The organism is Stakelama portus (genome assembly GCF_003171655.1).
Taxonomy (GTDB): Bacteria; Pseudomonadota; Alphaproteobacteria; order Sphingomonadales; family Sphingomonadaceae; genus Sphingomonas; species Sphingomonas portus.
Window position 1 is genome coordinate 155,773 of sequence record NZ_QFZL01000003.1, and the last position, 23,429, is coordinate 179,201.

Genomic DNA, 23,429 nt, shown 5'->3' on the forward strand with positions numbered 1-23,429 from the left:
CGCATAACCGGAGAGAATTGAGATGCGTTCCGTCTTCCGCTTCCTGCCCATCGCCCTTGCCGCGCCCTTGCTGATGCTTGCCGGATGCGGCGGCGGCAATGCCAATACCACCGCCAGCCTTCAGGGCGACCCGGTCGCCAATGTCGCCGCGGCCGAAGGCACGCCCTGGACCGAAGTCGTCAGCAAGACCGAAGAGGGCGGCTATCGCGTCGGCAATCCCGATGCGCCGATCAAGTTCGTCGAATATGGCTCGCGCAGCTGCCCGGCCTGTGCCGCATTCGCGACCACCAGCTATAAGCCGCTGATGGAAAATTATGTAGCTACTGGGCGGGTCAGCTATGAATTTCGTGACTATCTGCTTCACCCGCAGGATCTGGGCGTAGCCTTGCTCGGCCGCTGCGTGGCGAAGGAGCGTTTCTTCCCGATGCTCGATCAGATGTACGTCGCCCAGCCGCAGTTCAACCGCACCGCCCAGGGCCTTTCGCAGCAGACGGTTGTGCAGATTCAGAGCCTGCCGGCGCCGCAGGCCGCGAAGATGTGGGCCCAACAGCTCGGCTATGTCGATTTCGTCAAGCAGCGCGGCGTGCCGCAGGCAAAGGTCGATCAGTGCCTGAACGATCAGGCCGCCGTGACCGAACTGACTTCGATGCTCCGCTATGCCTCGAACGAGCTTGGCGTGAACAGCACGCCGACCTTCTTCATCAATGGTGAGAAGGTGCCCAGCGGCATCGTCTGGTCCGACATCGAACCGCAGATCCGGGCGGCCGGCGCGCGTTAAGGCGCACCGGCGAACGGCGCGGGAGCGGCGATGCAGATCAAGCGCCTGAGGCTCTCCGGCTTCAAGAGCTTCGTCGATCCTGCCGACCTGCGTATCGAACCGGGGCTGACGGGCATCGTCGGCCCCAATGGCTGCGGCAAATCCAACCTGCTCGAAGCGTTGCGATGGGCGATGGGCGAAAACTCGCCCCGTTCGATGCGCGGTTCGGGCATGGAGGATGTCATTTTCGCGGGCACCGCCGCACGGCCCGCGCGCGATTTCGCCGAAGTTTCGATCCTTACCGACGAAGTCGCGGGCGAGGATGACGGCGAAGTCGAAGTCGTCCGCCGGATCGAGCGCGGGGCGGGTTCGGCCTATCGCATCAACGGACGCGATGTCCGCGCAAAGGACGTCGCTTTGCTGTTCGCCGACGCTGCGACCGGCGCGCATTCGCCCGCACTGGTCAGCCAGGGGCGAATCAGCGCCGTCATCTCCGCAAAGCCGGCCGAGCGGCGCGCGATGCTGGAAGAAGCGGCAGGCATCGCCGGGCTCCATGTCCGCCGCAAGGATGCCGAGCAGCGACTGCGTGCCACCGAAACCAATCTGACGCGGCTCGACGAAGTCATTTCCGATCAGGAAGCGCGCGCGTCCGCCCTGCGTCGTCAGGCGCGACAGGCCGAACGCTATCGCGCGCTATCGGACGATATCCGCGTCGCCGAGGCGCGGATGATCTATGCGCGCTGGCGCGATGCCGCTGCCGCCGCCGATGCAGCCAAGGCAGAGGCTGCCGCCGCCGACGCGCAGGTTGCCGAGCGGGCCGCCGCGCAGGAAGCGGCGGGCGAGGCCCAGCGTATCGCTGCGGAAAAACTGGGCGGCGCGCGTACCGCCGCGCTGGCCGTTCGTGACCGCGCGAGCGAGGCGATGCACAAGCTCGCCGGATTGCGCAGCGACCGGGCGACCGTCGATCGCCGGCTTCAGGAACTTGCCGACAGCGAAGTCAGGCTCGCCGCCGACAAGGGGCGCGAGGGAGAGCTGGCGCGCGATGCCGCCGAGGCGCTGTCGCGGCTGGAGGAAGAGGCAAAAGCACTCGACCTTCGCATCGCCGACGCTGCAACGCGCATGCCCCAGCTCGAAACCGCACTGGCGGAGGCGGAGCGGGCCGCGCGCGACGCCGAAGTGGCGCTGGCACAGGCGATGGCCGAACAGGCGAGCGAAGCGGCAGAGGCCCGCGTTGCCGAAGCGGCGCTGAGCGCAGCCCGAACGCGCGTCGAACGCGCCGAACGCGACAAGGCCCGCGTCGATGCCGAGCTCAGGTCGCTGGCCGACAGCGAGCCGCTGCAGGCCGAACGCGTCCGCGCCGCCAGGGCGCGCGAACAGGCGCTGCAACAGGCCGAAACCGGTCGCACCGGGCTTGCCCGCGCCGACGCCGCCGAACGATCGGCGATCGACGCGCGCGACAAGGCGCAATCGAACCGCGCAGGCGCGCATGCCGAACTCGCCCAGCTCGACAGCGAAGCCGCGGCACTGGCCAAGGCGACGCGCCCATCGGGCAAGGACCGGCTGCTCGACCGGCTGAAAGTCGATGAAGGCTATGAACGCGCGCTCGCCGCCGCGCTCGGCGACGATCTGGAAGCAGGGCTGGATGCGACCGCCGAACGTTATTGGGCGGGCGCCGATCCGCTGCCCGGCGATCCCGGCGCCGCGAGCGATACCACGCCGCTTGCCGCGCATGTCGATGCCCCCGCCGCGCTGGCGCGACGGCTGGCACAGGTGCTGGTAGCCGAGAGCGACGCCGGCCAGAAGCTCGCAGTCGGGCAGCGGCTGGTGACGCTCGACGGCAAATTGCGCCGATGGGACGGCTATACCGCACGTTCGGGCGGCGCAGCGGCAGCGCAGCGGCTCGAACGGGTCAATCGCCTCCACGCCATCGAAAAGGCGCGGCCTGCGGCATTGCGCGCCGTGGAAACCGCCGAAGCGCAGCTCGCGAAGATCGAAGAGGATATTGGCGAGGCGCGCCGTGCCGCCGCCGACGCGCGCCGCGTGCTCGAACATGCCGAAGTCGCCGGACGCGAGGCCGCGCGCGCCGAAGATCGCGCCGCCAGCCAGATCGAGCGAATCGAAGCGCAGCGTGCCGACCTCGAAGCGCGGGTCCGCCGCGTCGCAGGCGAAGTCGAAGAGGCCGAGGACGAACGCGCCCGCGCCCAGACCGCGCTGTCGGCCTTGCCCGACGGCCAGGCGACGCGCGACCGGGTGGCGCGGCTGACCGGCGATACCGAGAACCGCCGCGCCGCCGCCGCGAGCGCGCGTGCCGAACGCGCCGCGCAGGAACAGGAAATGAGCCGCGCACGCGAAAGGCTCGCCGCCGCGCAGGCCGAACGCAAAAGCTGGCAGGCTCGCGCCGGCGAAGCCGCACGCCGCAGCGAGGAAATGGACAAGCGCGCCGTCGCGCTCGCGACCGAAAAGGATCAGCTCGCGTCGCGCCCCGCCACGCTCGACGCGCAGATTGCCGAGGCCGAGAAATCGAGCGACACCGCCCGCGCCGAATCCGCCGCCGCCCAGGCCGCCGAAGCCGAAGCCGAAGCCGCATTACGCGTTACCGAAAATGACGTCCGCATGACCGCCGAGCGGCTCGCCGAAGCACGCGAGTTGCGCGCGGGTGCCGCCGCCCGCGCGGAAAATCAGGAGGCGCGGCGCATCGAAATGGGCCGGTTGTCGGGCGAACGGTTCGAATGCCCGCCGCCGCTGCTGGGCCAGCGCGTGGGGTTCGATACCGAAAGCGTCGGCGATCCCGGTGCCGAATCGGCAACGCACGACCGGCTGATCGCCGAGCGCGAGCGGATCGGGCCGGTCAATCTGGTCGCCGAAACCGAACTGGCTGAACTGAGCGAATCAAGCGCCGCCAATGCGAAGGAGCGCGACGAATTGACGCAGGCGGTCAATCAGCTGCGCGGATCGATCGGCACGCTCAATCGCGAGGGACGACAGCGGCTGCTGGCGGCGTTCGAAGCCGTGAACGCCCATTTCACGCGGCTCTTCACGACATTGTTCAACGGCGGCGCGGCGCATCTGGAACTGATCGATTCGGACGATCCGCTCGAAGCGGGGCTGGAAATCATGGCGCAGCCGCCGGGGAAGAAGCTGCAATCGCTGACGCTGCTTTCGGGCGGCGAACAGGCGCTGACCGCCGTTGCGCTGATCTTTGGCCTGTTCCTCACCAACCCCGCACCGATCTGTGTGCTCGACGAAGTCGATGCGCCGCTTGATGACGCGAATATCGAGCGTTTCTGCGATTTGCTCGACCGGATGAACCGCGAAACCCGCACCCGCTATCTGATCGTCACCCACAATGCCGCAACGATGGCGCGGATGGACCGGCTGTTCGGCGTGACGATGGTCGAACGCGGCGTCAGCCGACTCGTCAGCGTCGATCTGGGCGGCGCCGAAAGCCTGCTCGCGGCGGAATAGCGGACAGCAAAACGGCGCCGGAGACTCGTTCCAGCGCCGTTTCAGACAGACGACAGGCCGCGTTATTCGCGTGCGTCGCCGGGCAACTCTTCTTGCGCACGCGCCATTTCACGCGGCTTGCGCGCTTCGAACACCTTGGCGAGACGCGCCTCGGTTTCCTTGCTCAGCTCCTTGGCAGCCGCCGGGAACATCTCTTCCTCTTCCTCATCGATATGATGTTCGTAGCGGTGCTTCATTTCCTTGAATTTGGTCAGCCAGCCGCTCGAGCTCATCTCCATTTCGACCAGCTCGCCCAGAAAATCGTCGATTTCCTTGTGCTCGGACACCGAATGGCGCGCATCGTCGCGCAGATCGGGATCGGCAAGCATCGTCGCATAGAGCGATTCTTCCTCGGCGGCGGCATGCGCCTGAAGCTCGAGCCGCAGCTTTTCGAACAGGGTGCGGCGTTCCTCGCTGTCGCCATGCGTTTCGGCCAGCTGGTCGAGCAGCTTGCGCTGGCGGTCATGATCTTCCTTGAGATCGGAAAAAATGCGAACGTCTGCCACCTGTTTGTCCTCCAATTCTGCTTTGCCTGTTCAATCCGCGAATGCGGCATGCGGTTGCAGATGCGAGTCGATCGCAAGTCGCGGAAATAAGTGAGGAATATGTTCGCCAGCCGGAATCTCGCGCGCTTCGCCTTGCCGGCTGCGCTGGCACTGACCTGCCTGCTGGGCTGGGCATTCAAGGCACATTGCCTCAATCACGGCGGCTGGCCCGGCGCCGTCCAATATAGCAGCGGCTGTTACAGCGACGCTGTGCCTTTCTGGACTGCACGGCACCTGGACCAGGGCGCCATCCCCTATTTCCAGACGCCGATGGAATATCCGGTGCTGACCGGCGCGGCGATATGGGTCGAAGCGATGCTGGCACATGCGACCGGCATCCATCCGACGGCGTGGAACTTCCTGCTCTGGGTGAGTATCGGCAATGCGCTGCTCGCCTTCGCGCTGCTCTGGATGTTCCGGCGCATGGGGATGCCGCAGCGTCGCTTGTGGTGCTGGGCCGCCGCGCCGCCGCTGATCCTCTATCTGGGGCATAATTGGGACCTGATCGCAGTCACCCTGGCGGTGGGCGCGATGTTGCTCGCGCGGCGCGACCGCATCGTCGGCGCAGCCGCGCTTGCGGCACTGGGCACCGCCGCGAAGCTGTTTCCGGTGCTGCTGCTGCCGCTGCTCGGGCTACAGGCGCTGTTCGGCGATCCGGACGCACGCTTTGCCCGGCGGGTCGGCAAGGCGGCGTTGCTGTCCGCCGCGGCGATCGGCGCATGGGCGCTGGTCAACCTGCCGGTCGCGCTGCTGGCTTTCGAAAACTGGTCGGAATTCTATCGGTTTTCCGGCGTCCGGGCGGGGACATCGGCTTCGATCTGGGAGATATTGCACGTCCAGGGCGTCTGGCGCAGCGGCATCGCCGCGCGGAACCTGGCGTCGGCAACTGCCTTTCTGGCCGGAGCTATCGCAATCCTGGCGATCGGCTGGCGCACGCGGCGAACGCGCCTCTGGCTGGTATTCCCGCCGGTCCTCTGCTGGTTCCTGCTCACCAACAAAGTCTATTCGCCGCAATTCGATCTGTGGATCTATCCGATGCTGCTGATCGCCGCGCCACGGCTCTGGCCGGTCGCGCTGTTCGTGCTTGGCGATATCGCTGCCTATTTCACCGAATTCTGGTCGTTCGCGCGGATGGCAGGCGCATGGCCCGCCGCGATGCCGGTCCATATCGCCTGGGCAGCGGCGCTGCGCGGCGCGGCGATGCTGTGGCTGATCGCCGACATGCTCCGGTTTCCGCCGCCGATCTGGCTGACCAAAGCCGAAGCTGGCGACTGAGCGCGATCAGGGGAGCGGCAAATTGGTGTTCCGCGCCGCGCGTTCGCGTGCTTCGGCCGCGCCATCGCGGATTTCCTGAGCGGAGCATCCGGTCTGGCCACCCTGTCCGACCGTCGAGCAGCTGCCGATGCCGGTCGCACCGACATCAAGTATCCCGTCGACTCGCGTCGCCCAGGCCGCGTTCCGCCGCTCGACCGGCTGATTTTCGCGAATCGTCCGGGGAATGCGATAGCGTTCGGTTTCCGGCGCGCGGACGCAGATCTGACCTTCCGGGCACGGATCATTGCCATAGATGGTGACGGTGCCGTTGATCGGCGCGTCCTGCGCCATAGCGGGCGCGGCAAAGCCGAATCCCGCCGCGGCCACGGCAATTGCGATCAACTTCTTCACGCCAACTCTCCTTCGCGATCGATCAAATTCGTTTCGCCATCATATCCGTTTTGACAGCGCAATGGCAGCCCTGCAGCCCAACCGGATCGTGCCTTCGAGCAACGGATAGGCAGGTGCCTGTTCGGCTCCGGCGTCCAGCGCGGCGTCGCGATGTTCGACTTCCTCCGCACGAAATTCGGCTACCGCGCCCGACAATTCCGGGTCTTCATCGCCCAGCGTATCGAGCTGCGCGCCATAATGCGCGTCGATCTCGGTCTCGATCGCCGCCGTGCACGCCATCGCGGCTTCGGGGCCGATCGCCGCCGTCACGGCACCAAGAGCAAAACCCGCGACGTCCCAAAAGGGTTGCAACGCGGTCGGACGCACGCCGCGCCGGGCAATCATCGCATCGAAAAACGCGCGGTGCCGTTCTTCCTGATTGGCCATGCCGGCAATCGCGCGCGCCGCGCTGTTGCGGTCGCCCAGCACGGCGAGCTGGCCCGCATAGATTCGCGTGGCGCCATATTCACCCGCCTGATCGACGCGCAGCATCGCCGCGCGGCTCTCACGCCGGTCTCCCGGCTTCCAGCGGGGCCCCGCGCCGCTCATGCCCGGCGCCTGCGCCCCACCAGCGCGAAAATCACCGCCGCGCTGCCCAGCGAAATGATTGCATTCCATCCGGCAAGCGAAATGCCGAACAGAGTCCATTGCGCCTCGTCACAGCGGACGATCGGCGCGCTGTTGATCGCATTGAGCAGATCGGCATCGCTCAGTTCCATGTTCGCCGATGCCGTGCATCCGGTGATGCCGTGCCACCAGCCATATTCGACGCCCGCATGAAACACGCCAATCGCTCCGCTGAAGGCGATCGATATCGCCGCCAGACAGATGAGCGTCGCACGCATGAACGGTTGCTGGACAAAGAAGGCGGCGAGCGCGATCGGAAGCGCGACATAATGCGGCCAGCGCTGCCAATGGCACATTTCGCACGGGTGCAACCCGCCGAAAATCTGCGATCCCCATGCCCCGGCGAGCAGCGCGAGCGGGACGAGCAATGCGATCCAGCGCGCCTTGACGATGCCGGGAGGAGTCATGCCGGTGCTCAATTCGACGAACGCGGCGAACCGCCTGCATTTGCCGATCGGGTCTGCCCGCCGCCCAGCCGCTTGATCGTGTCCAGCGCATAATGGAGCTGGAAGTCCTTGATCCCCTGGGCCTCAAGCTCTTCGGCAGTGGCAGAGAAGCGCGGGTCTTCGTTGCTGTCCTCTTCCATCGCGGCGTCGTCCACATCGATTTCGTTGATCAGGTGGCGCCGCAGATCGGATTCGCGGAACACCGGACGCGTGCGATAGTCGGGATCGGAAAGCTGCGGCACCTTGATATCCGGCGTGATCCCGCCTTCCTGAACCGATCGGCCCGACGGCGTGTAATAGCGCGCGGTGGTGAGCCGCAGCGCGCTTTCGGGGCCAAGCTGCATCAACGTCTGCACCGACCCCTTGCCGAAGCTGGTGGTGCCCATCACCAGCCCGCGATGATGGTCCTGAAGCGCCCCGGCAACGATTTCCGAAGCCGAAGCGGTCCCCGCATCGATCAGCACGATGATCGGCAGGCCGTGGGTCAGATCGCCCGGCACTACCGATTCGGCATAATAGCGTTCGATATCGGCGCGCGTGCGCCCGCGCTGCGAAACGATTTCGCCATGGTCGAGGAACACGTCGCTGACTTCGATCGCCTGGCTGAGCAGCCCGCCGCCATTGTTGCGCAGGTCGACGATATAGCCGAGCGGCGGATGGCCCAGTTCCTTCTCGATCGCCGCCACCGCCGCGCGCGTATCGGCGCCGGTATTTTGAGAGAAGGTGTTGATGTTGATGATGCCGACGCCGTCGCGCACTTCCCATTTGACCGGCTTTTGAATGATCGTTTCGCGAGTCAGCGTGAAATCGATCGGCTTGTCATGGCCGGGCCGGACGACAGTAAGCGTGATCTTCGTTCCGGGCGGTCCGCGCATCACCGTGATCGCCTCGTCAAGCGTGCCGCCATAGATCAGCTTGCCGTCGAGATGCGTGATGTAATCGCCCGCCTTGATCCCCGCGCGATCGGCGGGCGTATCCTCGGTCGGCGCGACGACCTTCACTGCCCCGTCCTCCATCGTGACGGTCAGGCCAAGGCCGCCATATTCGCCTTCGGTGGCGATGCGCATATTGTCGAAATCGAGTTCGTCGACATAGCTGGAATGCGGATCGAGCGCGGCCAGCATGCCCTGAATCGCGCCCTTGACCAGCGTCTTGTCGTCGACCGGATCGACATAGCTGGTCTTCACCCGGTTGAAGATTTCCATGAACAGGTCGAGCTCGCGGTAATTGCCGGCATCGACCGCCGCCATCGCGCTGGTGGCGAGGGGGACGAGCGCCAGGGCGCTGACGGCAGCCGTAACCTGAAATAGCGAGCGTGGCATCAAGGGACTTTCCAGAAGAAGAACAGAATATTCGCGCGGGACGATAGCGCCAATGCCGGCCCCGCGCAAAGCCGGACAATCACAGAAGCGAGACGATTCAGTCGAGCAGTCGGGTGATGTCCATCGGCCGGTCCTGACGGCGCAGTTCGATCGTGACGCGCGGCGTTTCGCCGCTGCCTGCGCGACCGATCGCGGCCCCCTGCGTAACGCGATCGCCCGGCTTCACGCCGATCGCGTCGACCCCGGCGATCAGGCTGGTCCAGCCCTTGCCATGATCGATGATCACGACCCCGCCATAGCGGCGGAACGGGCGGGCATAGCGGATCGTGCCGCTGGCCGGCGCGACCACCAAAGCCCCCGGGGTCGTTGCGATCGTCAATCCGCGCGATCGCACCCCCGTCGGCGAAAGCTCACCCATGCCGGTGACAAGGCTGCCCGCAACCGGCAGGCGATAGGGCGCGGCGCGGCGGGCGGCGGGCGGCACCGACGACGCCTCCCCCGCCTGTGCCGGGCGCGGCAGCGGACCGGGCAGTGCCGCAAGCTTTTCGCGCACTTCGCCGGCGGCTTCGATCACGTCCATCTGGTCGACAATGTCGCGCGCTTCCTCACCCGCCGCGATCGCCCGATCCGATTCGACCAGCGCGCTGCGGTCGAGCCGCTCCGAGCGCAGCCGGTTCTCCGCTTCCAGATGCACCAGCGCGACGCGTTCGCGTTCCAGCCGCGCGCGCCCTTCGCGCAGATTGGCGACCGCCTGTTCGGCGAGCCGCCGCAGCCCCTGGACGCGCTCCAGTTCGGCACGCACATCGGCGGTGCGTTCGCGCACCACCGGCAGCGTGGTGCCGAGCACGGCGCGGACATGGACGATATCCTCGGTCGATCCGGGCTGGACCAGCCCCAGCGCGGGCGGGCGCCGGACCAGCGACTGAATGGCGGCGATCAGGCGCAGGATGGTCGATTGGCGTTCGGCAAGCCGGGTGCGCTGCACGCGCAGCTGGCGATCGACGATCGCGATCCGCGCGCGCGCCGCATGAATATCGGCCGCTGCCGCTTCGATCCGCTTGGCGGCGGCGGCTTCCTTTGCCTTTGCCTGTTCGGCGGAACTGCGCGCCTGCGCAGCGGCACGTTCAAGCTGGTCCGATTTTGCCTGCGCGGCCTTCGACGCCGCCGTGGCGCGTGCGAGCCGCGATTGCTGCTCCGCCATGCTGGGCGTCTGGGCACGGACCAGGCTGCCGCTGGCAAGAATCGCCAGCATCGCCGCTCCGGTAACCATCCCCCGCCACATCGCCATGCGGCTATCCTTCGCGGTGATAGGGGTGATTGGCAAGGATGGAGACAGCGCGCCACAATTGCTCGGCCAGCATCGCGCGCGCCATCATGTGCGGCCAGGTCGCGTTGCCAAAGGCGAGCAGCAGATCCGCCTCGGCCCGCTGGCCGTCATCGAATCCGTCGGCGGCGCCGATCAGGAAGCGGGTTTCGCGAATGCCGTCATCGCGCCACGCCCCCAGCCGCTGCGCCAAAACGCGCGAGGGAATATTCTCGCCGATTTCATCGAGTATGACCGTGCGCATCGGCGTTTCCGCGGCGGGCATCTTGCCGCCGGTTTCGGGGAGTTCGCTTACCCGCGTCGGCCAGTTGATCCGCTTCAGATAGCGCGCGACCAGTTCGGCCTCGGGGCTGCGCCCGATACGGCCACGCGCGACGATATGCAGCAGCACCGGCGCGTCCGGTCAGGCTTCGCCAGCCGTCGCGCCGTCGCCGAACGCCCACATGCGCTCGAGATTATAGAAGCTGCGCACTTCGGGCCGGAACAAATGGACGATCACGTCGCCGGCATCGATCAGCACCCAATCGGCGGTCGGCAGGCCTTCCACGCGCGCGGTGCGACCGAATTCGGCCTTGATCTTCTCGGCAAGCTTGGTTGCCATCGACGCGACCTGCCGCGTCGACTTGCCCGACGCGACGACCATGTAATCGGCGATGCTGCTCTTGCCCGCGAGCGGGATCGACACGGTTTCGACGGCCTGATCGTCATCAAGCGAGTCGAGCACGAGTCGATGTAACGCCGCGACGCCACTATCGGCGTCGGACGAACTGAGCACAGTAGGCGATGTGGCCAAGGGGACTCCTAGCGTATTCTGCGATTTGTGCCGGGTTCCAGGGACGGCGCATAGCGCCGGTGCCAGGCAGGATCGGTGGCCCGAAGCCGGGTCGCCGAATTTGGGTCGGGGCGAAAGCGCAACAGCACGAGTGCCGGCAATCTCCAACGCGTCCAGTTCTTTGCCTGGCCTGCGGGCCGCACATAGCGCCGCAGCCAACTCATCGCAGGACTTGCGTGAGCATCGCGATTATAGCCCGGCCGCGCGATTACGGCAATGGGAACTTGCCGGGCGATCCGGCGCCACCCGCGCCAGCGATCGAACTGGGCAAGATTGTCCGATCCCATCAGCCAGATGAAGCGATGCCGGGGATAGAGCCGCGTCAGTTTGGCGAGCGTATCGACCGTGTATCGCGTCCGCAGCCGCCGTTCGATCGCAGTGGGGCGAATCGGCGCATGTTTCGCCATCGCGCGCGCCGACGCCAGGCGCGCGGCGAGCGGCGCCATGTCGCTATCGCCGGCCTTGAGCGGATTGCCCGGCGAAACCAGCCACCACACTTCGTCGAGATCGAGCGCGCGCAATGCGTGCAGCGAGATATTGCGATGCCCGCTATGCGCGGGATTGAACGACCCGCCGAGCAGGCCGATGCGCCGGGGGCCGCCCTTTTTCTTTGCCTGTGGCGATTTCGCGGCGATGCGCGACCGGCGGGCCGGTGTCAGGGCCGTGCCTGCCCGGAACCGCGGACCTGCCACTTATAGGTGGTGAGCCCTTCGAGCGCGACGGGACCGCGCGCATGCAGCCGCCCGGTCGAAATCCCGATTTCCGCGCCCAGCCCGAACTCACCGCCATCGGCGAATTGCGTCGAGGCGTTCCACATCACGATCGCGCTGTCGACGGTGTTGAGGAATCGCTCCGCCGTCTCCGCATCTTCGGTGACGATCGCATCGGTATGGCCCGAACTGTGGCGCGCGATATGCGCCATGCCGCCTTCGACACCATCGACCAGCTTCACCGACAGGATCGAATCGAGATATTCGGTGTCCCAATCCTCGTCGCTCACCGGCAACACGTGGCTGTCGAGCGCCTGCACGTCGCTTTCGCCGCGCAATTCGCATCCGGCATCGGCCAGCGCCGCCAGAATCGGTTTGGCATCGGCAAATGCCTTGTCGATCAACAGCGTTTCGGTCGCGCCGCAGATGCCGGTCCGGCGCATCTTGGCATTGACCGCCAGTGCCTTTGCCGTCTCCGGATCGGCATTGCCGTCGATATAGGTGTGACAGATGCCGTCGAGATGCGCGAGCACGGGAACGCGCGCGTCGGACTGGACGCGTGCGACCAGCGACTTGCCGCCGCGCGGCACGATCAGGTCGATGACGCCGTCGGCGGTCAGCATCGCACCCACCGCCGCGCGGTCCTGCGTCGGAACCAGCTGCACTGCATCGGCCGGCGCACCCGAAGCCTCCAGACCCGCCCGCAGCGCCTTCAGGATCGCGCGGTTCGAATATTTGGCTTCCGATCCGCCGCGCAGAATCGCGGCATTGCCCGCCATGACGCACAGCGCCCCGGCATCGGCGGTCACATTGGGGCGGCTTTCGTAAATGATGCCGATCACGCCGATCGGCACGCGCACGCGGCTGAGCTGCAGCCCGTTGGGCCGCTCGCTGCGGTCGATCACCTGACCCACCGGATCGGGCAGGCCCGCAATCGCCTCGACACCGTCGATCATGCCGGCAAACCGCTTGGAATCGAGCTTCAGCCGGTCGAGCAGCGCGCCGGTCAGGCCCTTTGCCTCGCCTTCGGCCATATCCTTGTCATTGGCCGCAAGGATATCCGCTTCGGCGTCGCGCAATGCCTGCGCGGCGCTGCGCAGCGCCTTCGCCTTGGCCTGCGTCGTCATCTGCGCCAGTTCGCCGGCGGCAGCGCGCGCGCGCGCGCCCATCTCGGCGATCAGCGTTTCGGGTTTGGTTTCGAGCATCATATCAGTCATGCCCCCTTACTTGGGGAGAATCGCGTCGCGATCAACCGCAAGCGGCCTGTTCGCGCCGTCTCCCATGTCGCGCGACCTTGTGATAGCAGACACGTCATGGGGGAATTCGACGCGGCAGGCGAGATCATTACCGGGGCGCTGATCGGGCGCGCAGTGGAGCCGCGCGCGGGCGAACCGGGCGGCGAGGGCACGATGTGCCTCAATTGCGGAACCGGGCTGATCGGCGCGCATTGCCATCGCTGCGGACAGGCCGCGCATGTCCATCGTTCGATCGGCGCGATCTGGCACGAAATCCTGCACGGCGTCGTCCATTTCGACGGCAAATTATGGCGCACGCTGCCGCTGCTTTGTTTCCGCCCGGGCATCCTCACCCGCCGCTATATCGAAGGCGAGCGCGCGCGCTTCGTCTCGCCGATGGCGATTTTCCTCTTCTCGCTATTCACGATGTTCGCGGTGTTTCAGATCGCGGGCATTTCGCCGCCGACCGATCTGAAGGGCAGCGCCGATGTCACCGAAAGCATCGCCGAATCGCGCCAGAAAATCGAAGTTTCGCGCAAGAAGGCGGAAAAGATCCTTGCCGAAGCGAAACCGGGATCGCCCGAATATAGCAAGGCGCAGGAGGATATTGCGGAAGCCGAAGCGGGCGACAAGGCACTGAGCCGCGCGGTGATGATCGCCGATCCCACCGGGGGCGAGAGCGAGGAAGTGCACACCGGCTGGGCGCGGCTCGATCACGGGCTTGAGAAATGGAAGAAGAATCCGGGGCTGATGCTCTATAAGCTTCAGTCGAACGGCTATAAATTCTCCTGGCTTCTCATACCGTTATCGCTGCCGTTCGTCTGGCTGATGTTCGCATGGAAGCGCGGCTATGGCGGCTATGACCATGCGGTGTTCATCACCTATTCGATCGCGTTCATGTCGATGCTGTTCATCGGCCTGACCATTGCCGGAAGTCTGGGCGTTCGGATGCAATGGCTGGCTCTGATCGCGACGCTGGTGCCGGTGGTTCATATCTACAAGCACCTCAAAGGGGCCTATCAGCTGCGCCGGTTCCCGGCATTGCTGCGCACGATGCTGCTGCTGCTGCTGATTTCCGCGTTGATCGTCCCGCTGTTTATCCTCGCCCTGGTGTTTCTGGGGCTGGTCGGCTGATCGGAACGGGCGCCCGGGCCCGTCACGACCCTATTCGCAGCGAAACTGCTGATCGAAGAAGCGATAGCTTGCCTCGCGCAGCGACGTCGTGGCGCGTTCGTCCTCGGGAATCGCACGCAGCATCTCGGCAAATTCCTCAAGCTTGAACGCATGCGAGCCCGGCGGCGGGAGGCAGCTACGCGGCGTTTCACCCGCCGCCTTTTGCGCGTCGACCAGCGCGCGATAGTCCTGACCGTAACGTTGCTGCGCAGCGAACAGCCGTTGAAGAAACGCCTTTTCGTCGTCGGTCGGAGCAAAGGTCTCGCCCGATTGCGCGCGCGCGCGCGCATCGGCGAACAGCGCGTCGATCCCCGCAATCGCCTCGGGCAGAGTCATTTCCGCATCCTGCTGGCCCTGCGTACCGGCAGAAGGCTCGCCTGAAAAAGCCGGTGACGCCACGACACCGCACCACGCCCATGCCAAAATGATCAGAGCCGTTATCCGCATAGAAAATCCCCGCCGAAACTGGTCCGGCGGGGATGATCGTTGGTTCATGAACGCACGCTGAGCGCGATCACGCGCCTTGCGGCGTCGGGTTGCCGAACGGCCCCTTGGGCCGGCGGATCTTGGGAATCGAAGTTCCGCCCGCCGCCACCGGCTGCGCACTCGCGCCCGGATCGTCGCGACCGATATCCTCACCGGCGATCAGCCGCTTGATCTCCTCGCCCGTCAGCGTTTCATATTCGAGCAGCGCCTGCGCCAGGCTGTGCAACTGATCGATATGTTCGGTCAGCACATTCTTCGCGCGTTCGAGCCCGCCTTCGACCAGCTGCTTGATTTCGGCATCGATCAGCTGCGCGGTTTCGTTCGACATCTGTGCCGGACGGTTCATCTGATAGCCCAGATAGCTGTCGTCCGATCCGCCATATTCCAGCGGCCCGACCTTGTCCGACATGCCCCAGCGGGTGACCATGTCGCGTGCCAGGCTGGTCGCATATTGGATGTCGCCCGATGCGCCCGAGGACACCTTGTCATAGCCGAAGATCACTTCCTCGGCGATGCGGCCGCCCATCGAAACGGCAAGGTTCGCGTACATCTTGTCGCGATGATAGCTGTAGCTGTCGCGTTCGGGCAGGCGCATCACCATGCCCAGCGCACGGCCGCGCGGGATGATCGTCGCCTTGTGGATCGGATCCGACGCCGGTTCGTGCAGCGCGACGATGGCGTGCCCTGCCTCGTGATAGGCAGTCATCCGCTTTTCGTCCTCGGTCATCACCATGCTGCGCCGTTCGGCGCCCATCATGACCTTGTCCTTGGCGTCCTCGAATTCCTGCATCGCGACCAGGCGTTTGCCGCGCCGCGCGGCAAGCAGCGCCGCTTCGTTGACCAGATTCGCCAGATCGGCGCCCGAAAAACCCGGCGTGCCGCGCGCGATGACGCGCGAATCGACGTCGGGCGCCAGCGGCACCTTCTTCATATGAACCTGCAGGATCTTCACCCGGCCTTCGATATCGGGGCGCGGGACGACCACCTGACGGTCGAAACGGCCCGGACGCAGCAGCGCGGGGTCGAGCACGTCGGGACGGTTGGTCGCGGCGATGATGATGATGCCTTCATTGGCTTCGAAACCATCCATTTCGACCAGCAGCTGGTTGAGCGTCTGTTCGCGCTCGTCATTCTGGTTGCCCAGACCCGCGCCGCGCGAACGGCCGACCGCATCGATTTCGTCGATGAACAGGATGCACGGCGCATTCTTCTTGGCCTGTTCGAACATGTCGCGGACGCGGCTGGCGCCGACGCCGACGAACATTTCGACAAAGTCCGAACCCGAAATGGTAAAGAAGGGCACGCCCGCCTCACCCGCGATCGCGCGGGCGAGCAGCGTCTTGCCAGTGCCGGGCGAACCGACCAGCAGCGCGCCCTTGGGGATCTTGCCGCCAAGCCGCGCAAATTTGGTCGGGTCCTTCAGAAACTCGACGATTTCCTGCAATTCTTCGCGCGCTTCGTCGATACCGGCAACGTCATCGAACGTGACCTTGCCTTCCTTCTGCGTCAGCATCCGCGCGCGCGACTTGCCAAAGCCCATCGCGCCCGATCCCGAGCTTTTCTGCATCTGGCGCAGCACGAAGAAGGCGATGCCGACGAACAGCAGGAACGGCAGCGAGTTATAGAGCATGTAGAGCCAGATCGACGGCGTCTCTTCGGCGCGCGCCTTGATCGTCACGCCCTTGTCGCGCAGGCGCTGGACAAGCTGCGCATCGCCCGGATTGTTCGTCCGGAACGTCTGCTCGTCGGTATAGATGCCCGTGATCGCGCCGGTGCTCGGCGTCAGATTCACTTCCTTCACTTCGCCCGATTCGACGCGGTCGAGGAAGGTGGAATAGGGCACGGTGTTCGCGGCCTGCTGCGTGCTCGAACCATTGAAGAAGCTCACGAACAGCGCCAGCGCGGCAAGAATGCCGACCCAGATCAACAGGCTTTTCATCCAGGGGCTGGGGCCGCCCTCAGGCTGTTTGTCGTTATTGTCGCTCATGCGGAATCGGTACCTTTCACGACAAGATAGATAGGACGGCGCAGGTTAATGGCAATGGAACGGGCAACGCATTGGGTCGATCAGTGTGATCGACGCGATGGAGCAAGTCGAAATCGCCAGGCATTGCCGCGCGGATGCGCCATCACCTCGGCAAGCGTCGCCGCATCGCCGCGATCGAGCGCGGCGGCGAATCGGTCGAGCCCCTGATCGCCCCAGGGGCGCGTCAGCCCGCCGGCCGCCCGCACGCTGTCGATCGCGTGCCGCGCCAGCCGCCGACGAAGCTCATAGGGAAGGTCGGCGACATCGACTGTCAGATCCGCTCCTTCGCCGGCGATTCGTTCGGGCAATTCGCGCGCCAATGCCCAGGCGATCGCATCTTCGGCATGGCGCAGATTGCGTGCCGCCAGGGCCAGCCGCCCGGCGGGCAGTTCGTCGCATTGTGCGATCACGCCGCGCATCCGGCTGCGATCATAGCGCGGATCTTCATTGCTGGGATCCTCGACGAACGGCACCCCGGCACAGCGCGCCACGCCCGCCAGTTCCGCCCGGCTCCAGTCGAGCAGCGGTCGGACCAGCAGAGGCGCGTCCGCAACATCGTCGAGCATCGCGCGCGCTGGGAGGATCGCCGCCATGCCGCCCACGCCCGATCCGCGCCGCGCGCGCATCAGAAAGGTTTCGGCGACATCGTCGCGCTGATGCGCCACGGCGACCCAGCGGACCGATTCCCGTATCGCCCAGTCGGCGAGCAGCCGATAACGCAGCGCCCGCGCCTGTTGTTGAACATTGCCGCAAAAGCCATGATCGGCCGGCCGTTCGAGCGTGACATGCGGCACCTTCAGCGTGTCGCACACTGCACGCACCATCGCCGCTTCATCCGCAGCTTCGACGCGCAACCCGTGATCCACCGTGGCGGCACGCACCGCGCCGGGCCATGCCGCGGCGGCAAGCGCCAACATCGCCATGCTGTCGGAACCGCCCGAAACCGCAAGGCCGAGCGGCGCATCCGGTTCGGGCGCGCCGCCGGTCAGCGATTCCAGATCGGCACGAAACCGCGCTACCCGCGCGGCATCGGGCCGGGCGATCGTGCCGTTACTGACAGCGTAGTTGCGACTGGCGGGCCTGGACATCAGCCTTCATCTGGTCCGAAAGCCGCTCGCCATACAGCGAATTCAGCTCGTCATAGACCTTGCAGATTTCGCTGGCGGGCTTGTCGAGCCGGCGCAGCGCCTCGGCGAGGTAGAACAGGCTGTCCGCCGCGCGCTCGCCATTGGGGTTGTTCTTGAAATTATCATAGAATGCCACTGCCGCGAGCGACGGCGCCCCGGCATCGAGATAGGATCGGCCGAGCAGATTCTGCGCATAGCTGGCGCGGCGGTGATTGGGATATTGCTGCACCACCTTTTCAAGCTGCGCGCGCGCTTCGGGATAGAGTTTGGCCGCCCAGAGGCGATAGCCATAGATATAGAGATCCTCGGGCGCATCGCCCGTATCGGGCCGCGCCACGGCGGCAACCTGTTCGGCGCGCGATCCCGATGCGGCAGGCGTTTCCGCCGCGGGCTGAGACGGTCGCGTGGCCGGCGGGGTCGATCCCGACGCGGTGCCCGACGGCAGCTGGAGCGTCCCGCCGCCATTGGCGGCCGGCGTGGTCTCTGCCGGGGCCAGACGCGCCTCCAGCGCGCGAATCCGCGCATCGGTTTCGTTGCGATAGGCAGTGAAGTTCGCCTCGCTCTGACGGATGCGATATTGCGCCTGCTCGACCTGACCGGTCAGCGTCGCAATCTGGCCCTCCAGCGCGGCGACGCGCTGCGTCAGATCGGCGACCGGGCTGGTCGCCGGGGTGCCGGGCATGGGGGTGCTGGTTTGCGGCGGCGCGATTTCGGGCTCGAAATACTGGCCCGCACCGCCCGGAAACACCTTGCGCTGCACGGCGCGCATTTCGCGCTCCAGCCGATCGACTCTGCTTTCCAGCGCGTTCTGCGCATGCGCGCTTCCGGTTCCGCCGACTATGGCGGCCACCATCGCCACGGCAAAGATCAAACGCATTCCATCATCCCCCGGGGGTCAGTTCGTGCAGCGACTATAGCCTAGAGACAGCGCCTGTCTCCAGCCTTAAGCCCTATTCACCATTGCCGGAATCGCGATTGCGCAGCGCCTCGGGCGTCAGGCCGATCTCGACATTGCGGTTACCCGGGCCCAGCAGCCCCGCATCCGATCCGTTGATCGTCACGCGCAACTGATCGGCGCGACCGGTCTTGACCTGGGGACCCTTGGTGCCCGGCGGCACGTCATAGCTTTCGCCCGACGCCATTTCCTTTTCGAACAGGCGATTGCCGTCGGCATCGGTAACGCGCAGCCAGACCTTGTCGGTCGCCGTCAACGTCACTTGCCCGCCGGTCGGTATCGCCGTCGGGGTGGGAGTGGGCGCCGGCACCGCGATCTGGTCTTCGGGCAAGGTCAGCGGATCGCGCGAAGGCGGCGCGCTGCCGTGCAGGATGCCCGAGCTGTAGACGACCACCACCGCTACCGCGAGCAGCAACGCAATCACCACGCCGCCGATCACCAGCCCGCTGGGCGGCGTGCGCGTGGGATCGGTCATTTCATAAGGCGGCGGCGAAGGTTCGCGATCATAGACGCTGCCCAGCTCGCCGCGCAGGCTGCGCGCGATCGCCACTTCGTCCGCGCCGACCGCCCGGGCATAGGCCTTGGCAAAGCCCAGCGCATAGGTGGGCGAGGGCATCGAGGAATAATCGCCTTCCTCGATCGCTTCGAGATGCCGCTTGGGAATTCGGGTACGTGCCGCGATATCGGCGAGTTCCAAACCTTGCGAAATACGCGCATCGCGAAGCTTTTCGCCGACGCTGGTCGGGAAAAGGGAAGGGTTTTCGGCGGCTTCGCCGTCCATATTATTCTCCGGAATTCCTGTCATGCGACCGGGCTTGCCCCCTATGGGCCGGTGTCGGTCACTCGGCCCGCCCTGTCAACGCCGCGCAGCGCGTTTCGTCCCGCCGGTCAGTCCAGTTCGACGCCATTTGCAGCCGCCCAGCCCTCCAGCGTGCTGCGGATCGAATCGGGCGGCGCCACGAGCAGCGTCGCCAGCAGTTCGGCAAGCGCGGCGCGATCGAGCGAGCGGATCATTGCCTTTACCGGTCCGACGGCGGCCGGCGTGATCGACAGCCGTTCGATGCCGAGCCCGACCAGCGCCATCGCTTCGAGCGGGCGTCCGCCCATTTCGCCGCACACCGCGACCGGCACTCCGGCCTCATGGCATTGCCGCGCGACGCGGCGCACGAAACGCAGGATCGACGGGCTCAGCCAGTCATAGCGCATCGCCAGCTTGGGATGGGCACGATCGGCGGCGAACAGGAACTGGGTAAGATCGTTGGTCCCGATCGACAGAAAATCGAGCCGCGGCAGCAACAGATCGAGCACTTCGGCAAGCGCCGGCACTTCGAGCATCGCACCATAGCGGATGTCGACCGGCATCTTGCGATTGCGCGCGGCAAGCCAGGCGCGCTGCGCTTCGAACAGCGATCGCGCTTCGTCGAATTCCCAGGGTTCGGAAATCATCGGGAACATGACGTTGAGCGTCTTGCCCGCCGCCGCTTCGATCAACGCACGCGCCTGGGCCTTCATCAACCCGTCGCGATCGAGCGCGAGCCGGATCGCGCGCCAGCCCATTGCGGGATTTTCCTCTTCGCCTTCCTCGTCATGGTTGAGGTAGGGCAGCGACTTGTCGCCGCCGACATCGACCGTGCGGAACGTCACCGGCCGGTCGCCGGCGGCGTCGAGCACGTCCTTGTAGAGGCGCTGCTGGCGTTCGCGCTGCGGCAGCGTCGCCGATACCAGAAACTGGAACTCGGTGCGGAACAGGCCGATGCCGTCGGCGCCGGTCAGATCGAGCGCGGCGACATCGTCGCGCAGTCCGGCATTGACCATCAGCGTGATCCGCTGGCCATCGCGCGTGACAGGCTGCTCGGCGCGCAGCTTTGCAAACTCGGCGCGGCGCTTCTGCGTAATAAGCTGCTTGGCTTCGAACGCCTCTTCCATCGCCGCATTGGGGCGGACATGGACGCTGTCCTCGCCGACATCGAGCAGCAGCCGGTCGCCTTCCGCAATCTCGCGACGCACGCCGCGCACCCGGCCCAGCACCGGCACGCCCATTGCGCGCGCAACGATGGTGACGTGCGCGGTCAGCGACCCTTCCTCAAGCACCACGCCCTTCAGGCGGCGGCGGTCATATTCGAGCAGCTCGGCCGGCCCCAGATTGCGTGCGATCAGGATCGAATCCTGTCGCAGGCCCAGTTGCGCCGCCGTGCCCAGCTGACCCGCGACGATCCGGATCAGGCGATTGGAGAGGTCCTCCAGATCGTGCATCCGATCCTGCAACAAGGGGTCGGCGATCTCGCGCATCCGCATCCGCGTGCGCTGTTGCACCCGCTCGATCGCCGCCTCGGCGGTCAGGCCGCTATCGATCGCCTCGTTGATGCGCCGGCTCCAGCCTTCGTCATAGGCGAACATCTTGTAGGTCGCGAGAACCTCTTCATGTTCGCCGCCCAGGCCGAATTCGGCCTGGCTCGACATGCGGTCGATCTGTTCGCGCATCTTGTCGAACGCGGCATAGACGCGGTGGCGTTCGGCCTCGACATCCTCGGCGACCGTATGTTCGATGGTGATGCGCGGCTGATGATAGACGGCAACCCCCGCCGCCATGCCCTCGACCAGCTTGAATCCCTGCAGCCGCACCGCCGCCGTCGATTGCGGCCGTTCGGTCGTGGTCCCCGTCGTATCGATCAGCCCGGCATTGGCGATCAGTTCGGAAAGCACCATCGCAACGGTCTGCAGCGCTTCGATCTCGACATCTTCATAGCGGCGCGGATCGGCATGCTGGACCGCGAGCACGCCGACCGCGCGTTCCTTGCGGATGATCGGCACGCCGGCAAAGCTGTGATAGCGTTCTTCGCCCGTTTCGGGGCGATAGGCGAAGTCGGGGTGCGTCGCCGCTTCATCAAGGTTCAGCGTCTCGACATTCGCCGCGATCGTGCCGACCAGGCCTTCGCCCATCGCGAGTTTGGTGACGTGCACGGCGTCCTGCGCCAGGCCGCGAGTCGCAAACAGTTCGAGCACGCCTTCGCGCAGCAGATAGATCGAGCAAACCTCGCTTTCGAGCGCTTCGCCGATGATATCGACCACTGCGTTGAGCTTTGCCTGCGCGGGCAGCCGCGACGCCATCACATCGTGAAGACGCGTCAGAATCTCTCGTGCAGAGGCGACTGCGGAAATCGGCATGGGACAGCGCTACCAGATGCGCACGAAACCGCCAAGAAAGCGCGAGCGAAGATGCTTTTCGCTGTCTTAACAGGCCGGGGTCGCAGCGGCCGCCGCAGCTAGCCGCATTTTATACCTTGCATCGCACAGTACTATGCACCATACAGTGTATGACACACACGATATGGGACACAGCACGTGCCGATCGAGGATGACCTGTTTGAAAAATTGCGAATCGAGCTGCGCCGGGGATCGCTGATTCTCGCCGTTCTCGGGGCGCTCCGCCGCGAACGCTATGGCTACACGCTGCGCCAGAGCCTTGAGGCGGCTGGCCTGCCGATCGACGAAGGCGCGCTGTATCCGTTGCTGCGCCGGCTCGAATCGCAGGGGCTGCTCACCAGCCAGTGGCGCGAGGAAGGCCGTCGCAACAAACGCTTTTATCAGCTGTCGCCCGACGGCGTGATCGTCCTCGGCCAACTGCTTGCCGAATGGAATGCCATTTCCGAATCGATTGTCCGCCTGACTGAGGGAGAGGAATAATGGAGCTGATCGACCGCTATCTTGGCGCTGTCCGCTGGAATCTCCCGCGCGACAAGGCCGACGACATCCTTGCCGAGCTGGCCGACGTGATCGCCACGCGTATCGAAGAGCGCGAGGATGCGCTCGATCGCGCGCTCAACCGGGCTGAAATCAGCGAGGTACTCAGGGAATTCGGGCACCCCATCGCCGTTGCAGCGCGCTATCGCCCGCAACAGGTGCTGATCGGGCCCGAGCTGTTCCCGTTCTACTGGTTCATATTGCGGCTGATGCTTTTCATCGTCGTGCTGGTCCAGGCAATCGACGTGGCGACGTCGCTGGTCAGCACGTCGGAACCGCTGATCCGCGCCGCCATCCAAGCCGGAAGCGACCTGTTCCAAGCTGCGCTGTACAATGCGGCGATCGTCACGCTGCTATTTGCGCTGATCGAACATACCGGGCTGCTCGGCAAATATCTCGCTCGGTGGCAGCCCGATAAACTGCCGAAGATCGCGATCAAGCCGCCGCGCAAGCGCCAGTTGAACCCCTTTTTCGCGATCGCGTTCAGCATCGGGTTCCTGCTCTGGTGGTCGGGGTTGATCGACATCGATCCGCTGCGGACCGCCGGCAGCGACTATGCGATGCACGGGACTGCGGTCTGGCAGCGACTGCACATGCCGATCTTCGCGCTCGTTTCCGCCGGTCTGATCCTGCATCTGGTCACCTTGCTCCGCCCGCAGGCCAGGCTGGTGCGTGCCGCTCTGCTGATCGCAATCGCAGCCGGTACGATCCTGATCGCGGCAACGCTGCATCAGGCCGGCTCCCTCATTGCTCTGACGCCGCTCACCGCCAACGGCGCGGCGCATCTGGCCGAGGCGCAATCGGGCATCAACGAAGGGCTGAACGCCGCGACGCTGGGCATCGGCATCCTTGCGGCATTCCGGTGCGTGATCGAACTCTGGCTCATGCAGCGCAAACAAGGATAGGTATCGCGGC

Annotated in this window: 22 protein-coding genes; 6 read left to right on the plus strand and 16 right to left on the minus strand. The window is 65.6% G+C overall.

Annotated elements, in window-relative coordinates:
* Window positions 1–22 precede the first annotated feature (22 nt).
* A complete protein-coding gene (locus DKB74_RS09210) occupies window positions 23–778 on the plus strand; it encodes a thioredoxin domain-containing protein (RefSeq protein ID WP_109807862.1) in 756 nt (251 codons plus the stop codon).
* Between the two features lie 30 nt (window positions 779–808).
* On the plus strand, window positions 809–4,222 hold the full coding sequence (gene smc / locus DKB74_RS09215; protein WP_109807863.1) for a chromosome segregation protein SMC: 3,414 nt from the start codon (window positions 809–811) through the stop codon (window positions 4,220–4,222).
* Window positions 4,223–4,284: 62 nt separating this feature from the next.
* Here smc and DKB74_RS09220 read toward each other — a convergent pair whose 3' ends face one another.
* A complete protein-coding gene (locus DKB74_RS09220; RefSeq protein WP_109808248.1) occupies window positions 4,285–4,767 on the minus strand; it encodes a hemerythrin domain-containing protein in 483 nt (160 codons plus the stop codon).
* A 99-nt stretch (window positions 4,768–4,866) separates the two neighbouring features.
* Here DKB74_RS09220 and DKB74_RS09225 point away from each other — a divergent pair, with 99 nt between their 5' ends.
* Window positions 4,867–6,081 carry a glycosyltransferase 87 family protein gene (locus DKB74_RS09225; RefSeq protein ID WP_109807864.1) on the plus strand — a complete coding sequence of 405 codons (1,215 nt, stop codon included), beginning with the start codon at window positions 4,867–4,869 and terminating at the stop codon, window positions 6,079–6,081.
* Between the two features lie 6 nt (window positions 6,082–6,087).
* Here the strand turns inward: DKB74_RS09225 and DKB74_RS09230 are convergent, their stop codons facing one another.
* The 9 genes from DKB74_RS09230 to DKB74_RS09270 form a co-directional block, all read right to left on the minus strand.
* Entirely contained in the window at window positions 6,088–6,471 is a 384-nt protein-coding gene (locus DKB74_RS09230; protein WP_109807865.1) for a hypothetical protein, read from the minus strand.
* A 39-nt stretch (window positions 6,472–6,510) separates the two neighbouring features.
* Complete coding sequence (locus DKB74_RS09235; RefSeq protein ID WP_109807866.1) at window positions 6,511–7,059, minus strand: demethoxyubiquinone hydroxylase family protein; 549 nt, start codon at window positions 7,057–7,059, stop codon at window positions 6,511–6,513.
* Window positions 7,056–7,544 (minus strand): disulfide bond formation protein B, encoded by a 489-nt coding sequence (locus tag DKB74_RS09240; protein WP_109807867.1) that lies wholly within the window; start codon window positions 7,542–7,544, stop codon window positions 7,056–7,058. The genes DKB74_RS09235 and DKB74_RS09240 overlap by 4 nt, the downstream gene beginning before the upstream one ends.
* A gap of 8 nt (window positions 7,545–7,552) precedes the next feature.
* Window positions 7,553–8,905 (minus strand): S41 family peptidase, encoded by a 1,353-nt coding sequence (locus DKB74_RS09245; protein ID WP_109807868.1) that lies wholly within the window; start codon window positions 8,903–8,905, stop codon window positions 7,553–7,555.
* A 97-nt stretch (window positions 8,906–9,002) separates the two neighbouring features.
* The gene (locus DKB74_RS09250; RefSeq protein WP_239987449.1) at window positions 9,003–10,193 is read right to left on the minus strand and encodes a murein hydrolase activator EnvC family protein; all 1,191 of its coding nucleotides are present in this window, start codon (window positions 10,191–10,193) and stop codon (window positions 9,003–9,005) included.
* Between the two features lie 4 nt (window positions 10,194–10,197).
* Window positions 10,198–10,620 carry a 23S rRNA (pseudouridine(1915)-N(3))-methyltransferase RlmH gene (locus tag DKB74_RS09255; RefSeq protein WP_109807869.1) on the minus strand — a complete coding sequence of 141 codons (423 nt, stop codon included), beginning with the start codon at window positions 10,618–10,620 and terminating at the stop codon, window positions 10,198–10,200.
* A 12-nt stretch (window positions 10,621–10,632) separates the two neighbouring features.
* Window positions 10,633–11,004 carry a ribosome silencing factor gene (gene rsfS / locus DKB74_RS09260; protein ID WP_109807870.1) on the minus strand — a complete coding sequence of 124 codons (372 nt, stop codon included), beginning with the start codon at window positions 11,002–11,004 and terminating at the stop codon, window positions 10,633–10,635.
* 26 nt (window positions 11,005–11,030) lie between these two features.
* Window positions 11,031–11,696, minus strand: a complete 666-nt coding sequence (locus DKB74_RS09265) for a nicotinate-nucleotide adenylyltransferase (RefSeq protein WP_109808251.1) — start codon at window positions 11,694–11,696, stop codon at window positions 11,031–11,033.
* A gap of 20 nt (window positions 11,697–11,716) precedes the next feature.
* Window positions 11,717–12,988 (minus strand): glutamate-5-semialdehyde dehydrogenase, encoded by a 1,272-nt coding sequence (locus DKB74_RS09270; protein WP_420822404.1) that lies wholly within the window; start codon window positions 12,986–12,988, stop codon window positions 11,717–11,719.
* Between the two features lie 96 nt (window positions 12,989–13,084).
* Between DKB74_RS09270 and DKB74_RS09275 the strand changes: the two genes are divergently transcribed.
* A complete protein-coding gene (locus DKB74_RS09275; RefSeq protein ID WP_109807871.1) occupies window positions 13,085–14,140 on the plus strand; it encodes a DUF3667 domain-containing protein in 1,056 nt (351 codons plus the stop codon).
* 30 nt (window positions 14,141–14,170) lie between these two features.
* On the opposite strand, the gene DKB74_RS09280 is transcribed toward DKB74_RS09275, so the two are convergent.
* The 6 genes from DKB74_RS09280 to ptsP form a co-directional block, all read right to left on the minus strand.
* Window positions 14,171–14,626, minus strand: a complete 456-nt coding sequence (locus tag DKB74_RS09280) for a hypothetical protein (RefSeq protein WP_145960939.1) — start codon at window positions 14,624–14,626, stop codon at window positions 14,171–14,173.
* Window positions 14,627–14,693: 67 nt separating this feature from the next.
* Window positions 14,694–16,652: an ATP-dependent zinc metalloprotease FtsH gene (ftsH, locus tag DKB74_RS09285; protein WP_109807873.1), complete on the minus strand. Its 1,959-nt coding sequence runs from the start codon at window positions 16,650–16,652 to the stop codon at window positions 14,694–14,696.
* A gap of 80 nt (window positions 16,653–16,732) precedes the next feature.
* On the minus strand, window positions 16,733–17,779 hold the full coding sequence (tilS, locus tag DKB74_RS09290; RefSeq protein WP_109807874.1) for a tRNA lysidine(34) synthetase TilS: 1,047 nt from the start codon (window positions 17,777–17,779) through the stop codon (window positions 16,733–16,735).
* Window positions 17,742–18,695 (minus strand): tetratricopeptide repeat protein, encoded by a 954-nt coding sequence (locus DKB74_RS09295; RefSeq protein ID WP_109807875.1) that lies wholly within the window; start codon window positions 18,693–18,695, stop codon window positions 17,742–17,744. Before DKB74_RS09295 ends, tilS begins: the two co-directional genes overlap by 38 nt.
* 73 nt (window positions 18,696–18,768) lie before the next feature.
* Window positions 18,769–19,554 (minus strand): helix-turn-helix domain-containing protein, encoded by a 786-nt coding sequence (locus tag DKB74_RS09300; RefSeq protein ID WP_161956842.1) that lies wholly within the window; start codon window positions 19,552–19,554, stop codon window positions 18,769–18,771.
* Window positions 19,555–19,661: 107 nt separating this feature from the next.
* The gene (ptsP, locus tag DKB74_RS09305) at window positions 19,662–21,938 is read right to left on the minus strand and encodes a phosphoenolpyruvate--protein phosphotransferase (RefSeq protein ID WP_109807877.1); all 2,277 of its coding nucleotides are present in this window, start codon (window positions 21,936–21,938) and stop codon (window positions 19,662–19,664) included.
* Window positions 21,939–22,115: 177 nt separating this feature from the next.
* Between ptsP and DKB74_RS09310 the strand changes: the two genes are divergently transcribed.
* Window positions 22,116–22,457, plus strand: coding sequence for a PadR family transcriptional regulator (locus DKB74_RS09310; RefSeq protein ID WP_109807878.1), 342 nt, complete (start codon window positions 22,116–22,118; stop codon window positions 22,455–22,457).
* Complete coding sequence (locus tag DKB74_RS09315; RefSeq protein ID WP_109807879.1) at window positions 22,457–23,419, plus strand: hypothetical protein; 963 nt, start codon at window positions 22,457–22,459, stop codon at window positions 23,417–23,419. Before DKB74_RS09310 ends, DKB74_RS09315 begins: the two co-directional genes overlap by 1 nt.
* The last annotated feature ends 10 nt before the right edge of the window (window positions 23,420–23,429 follow it).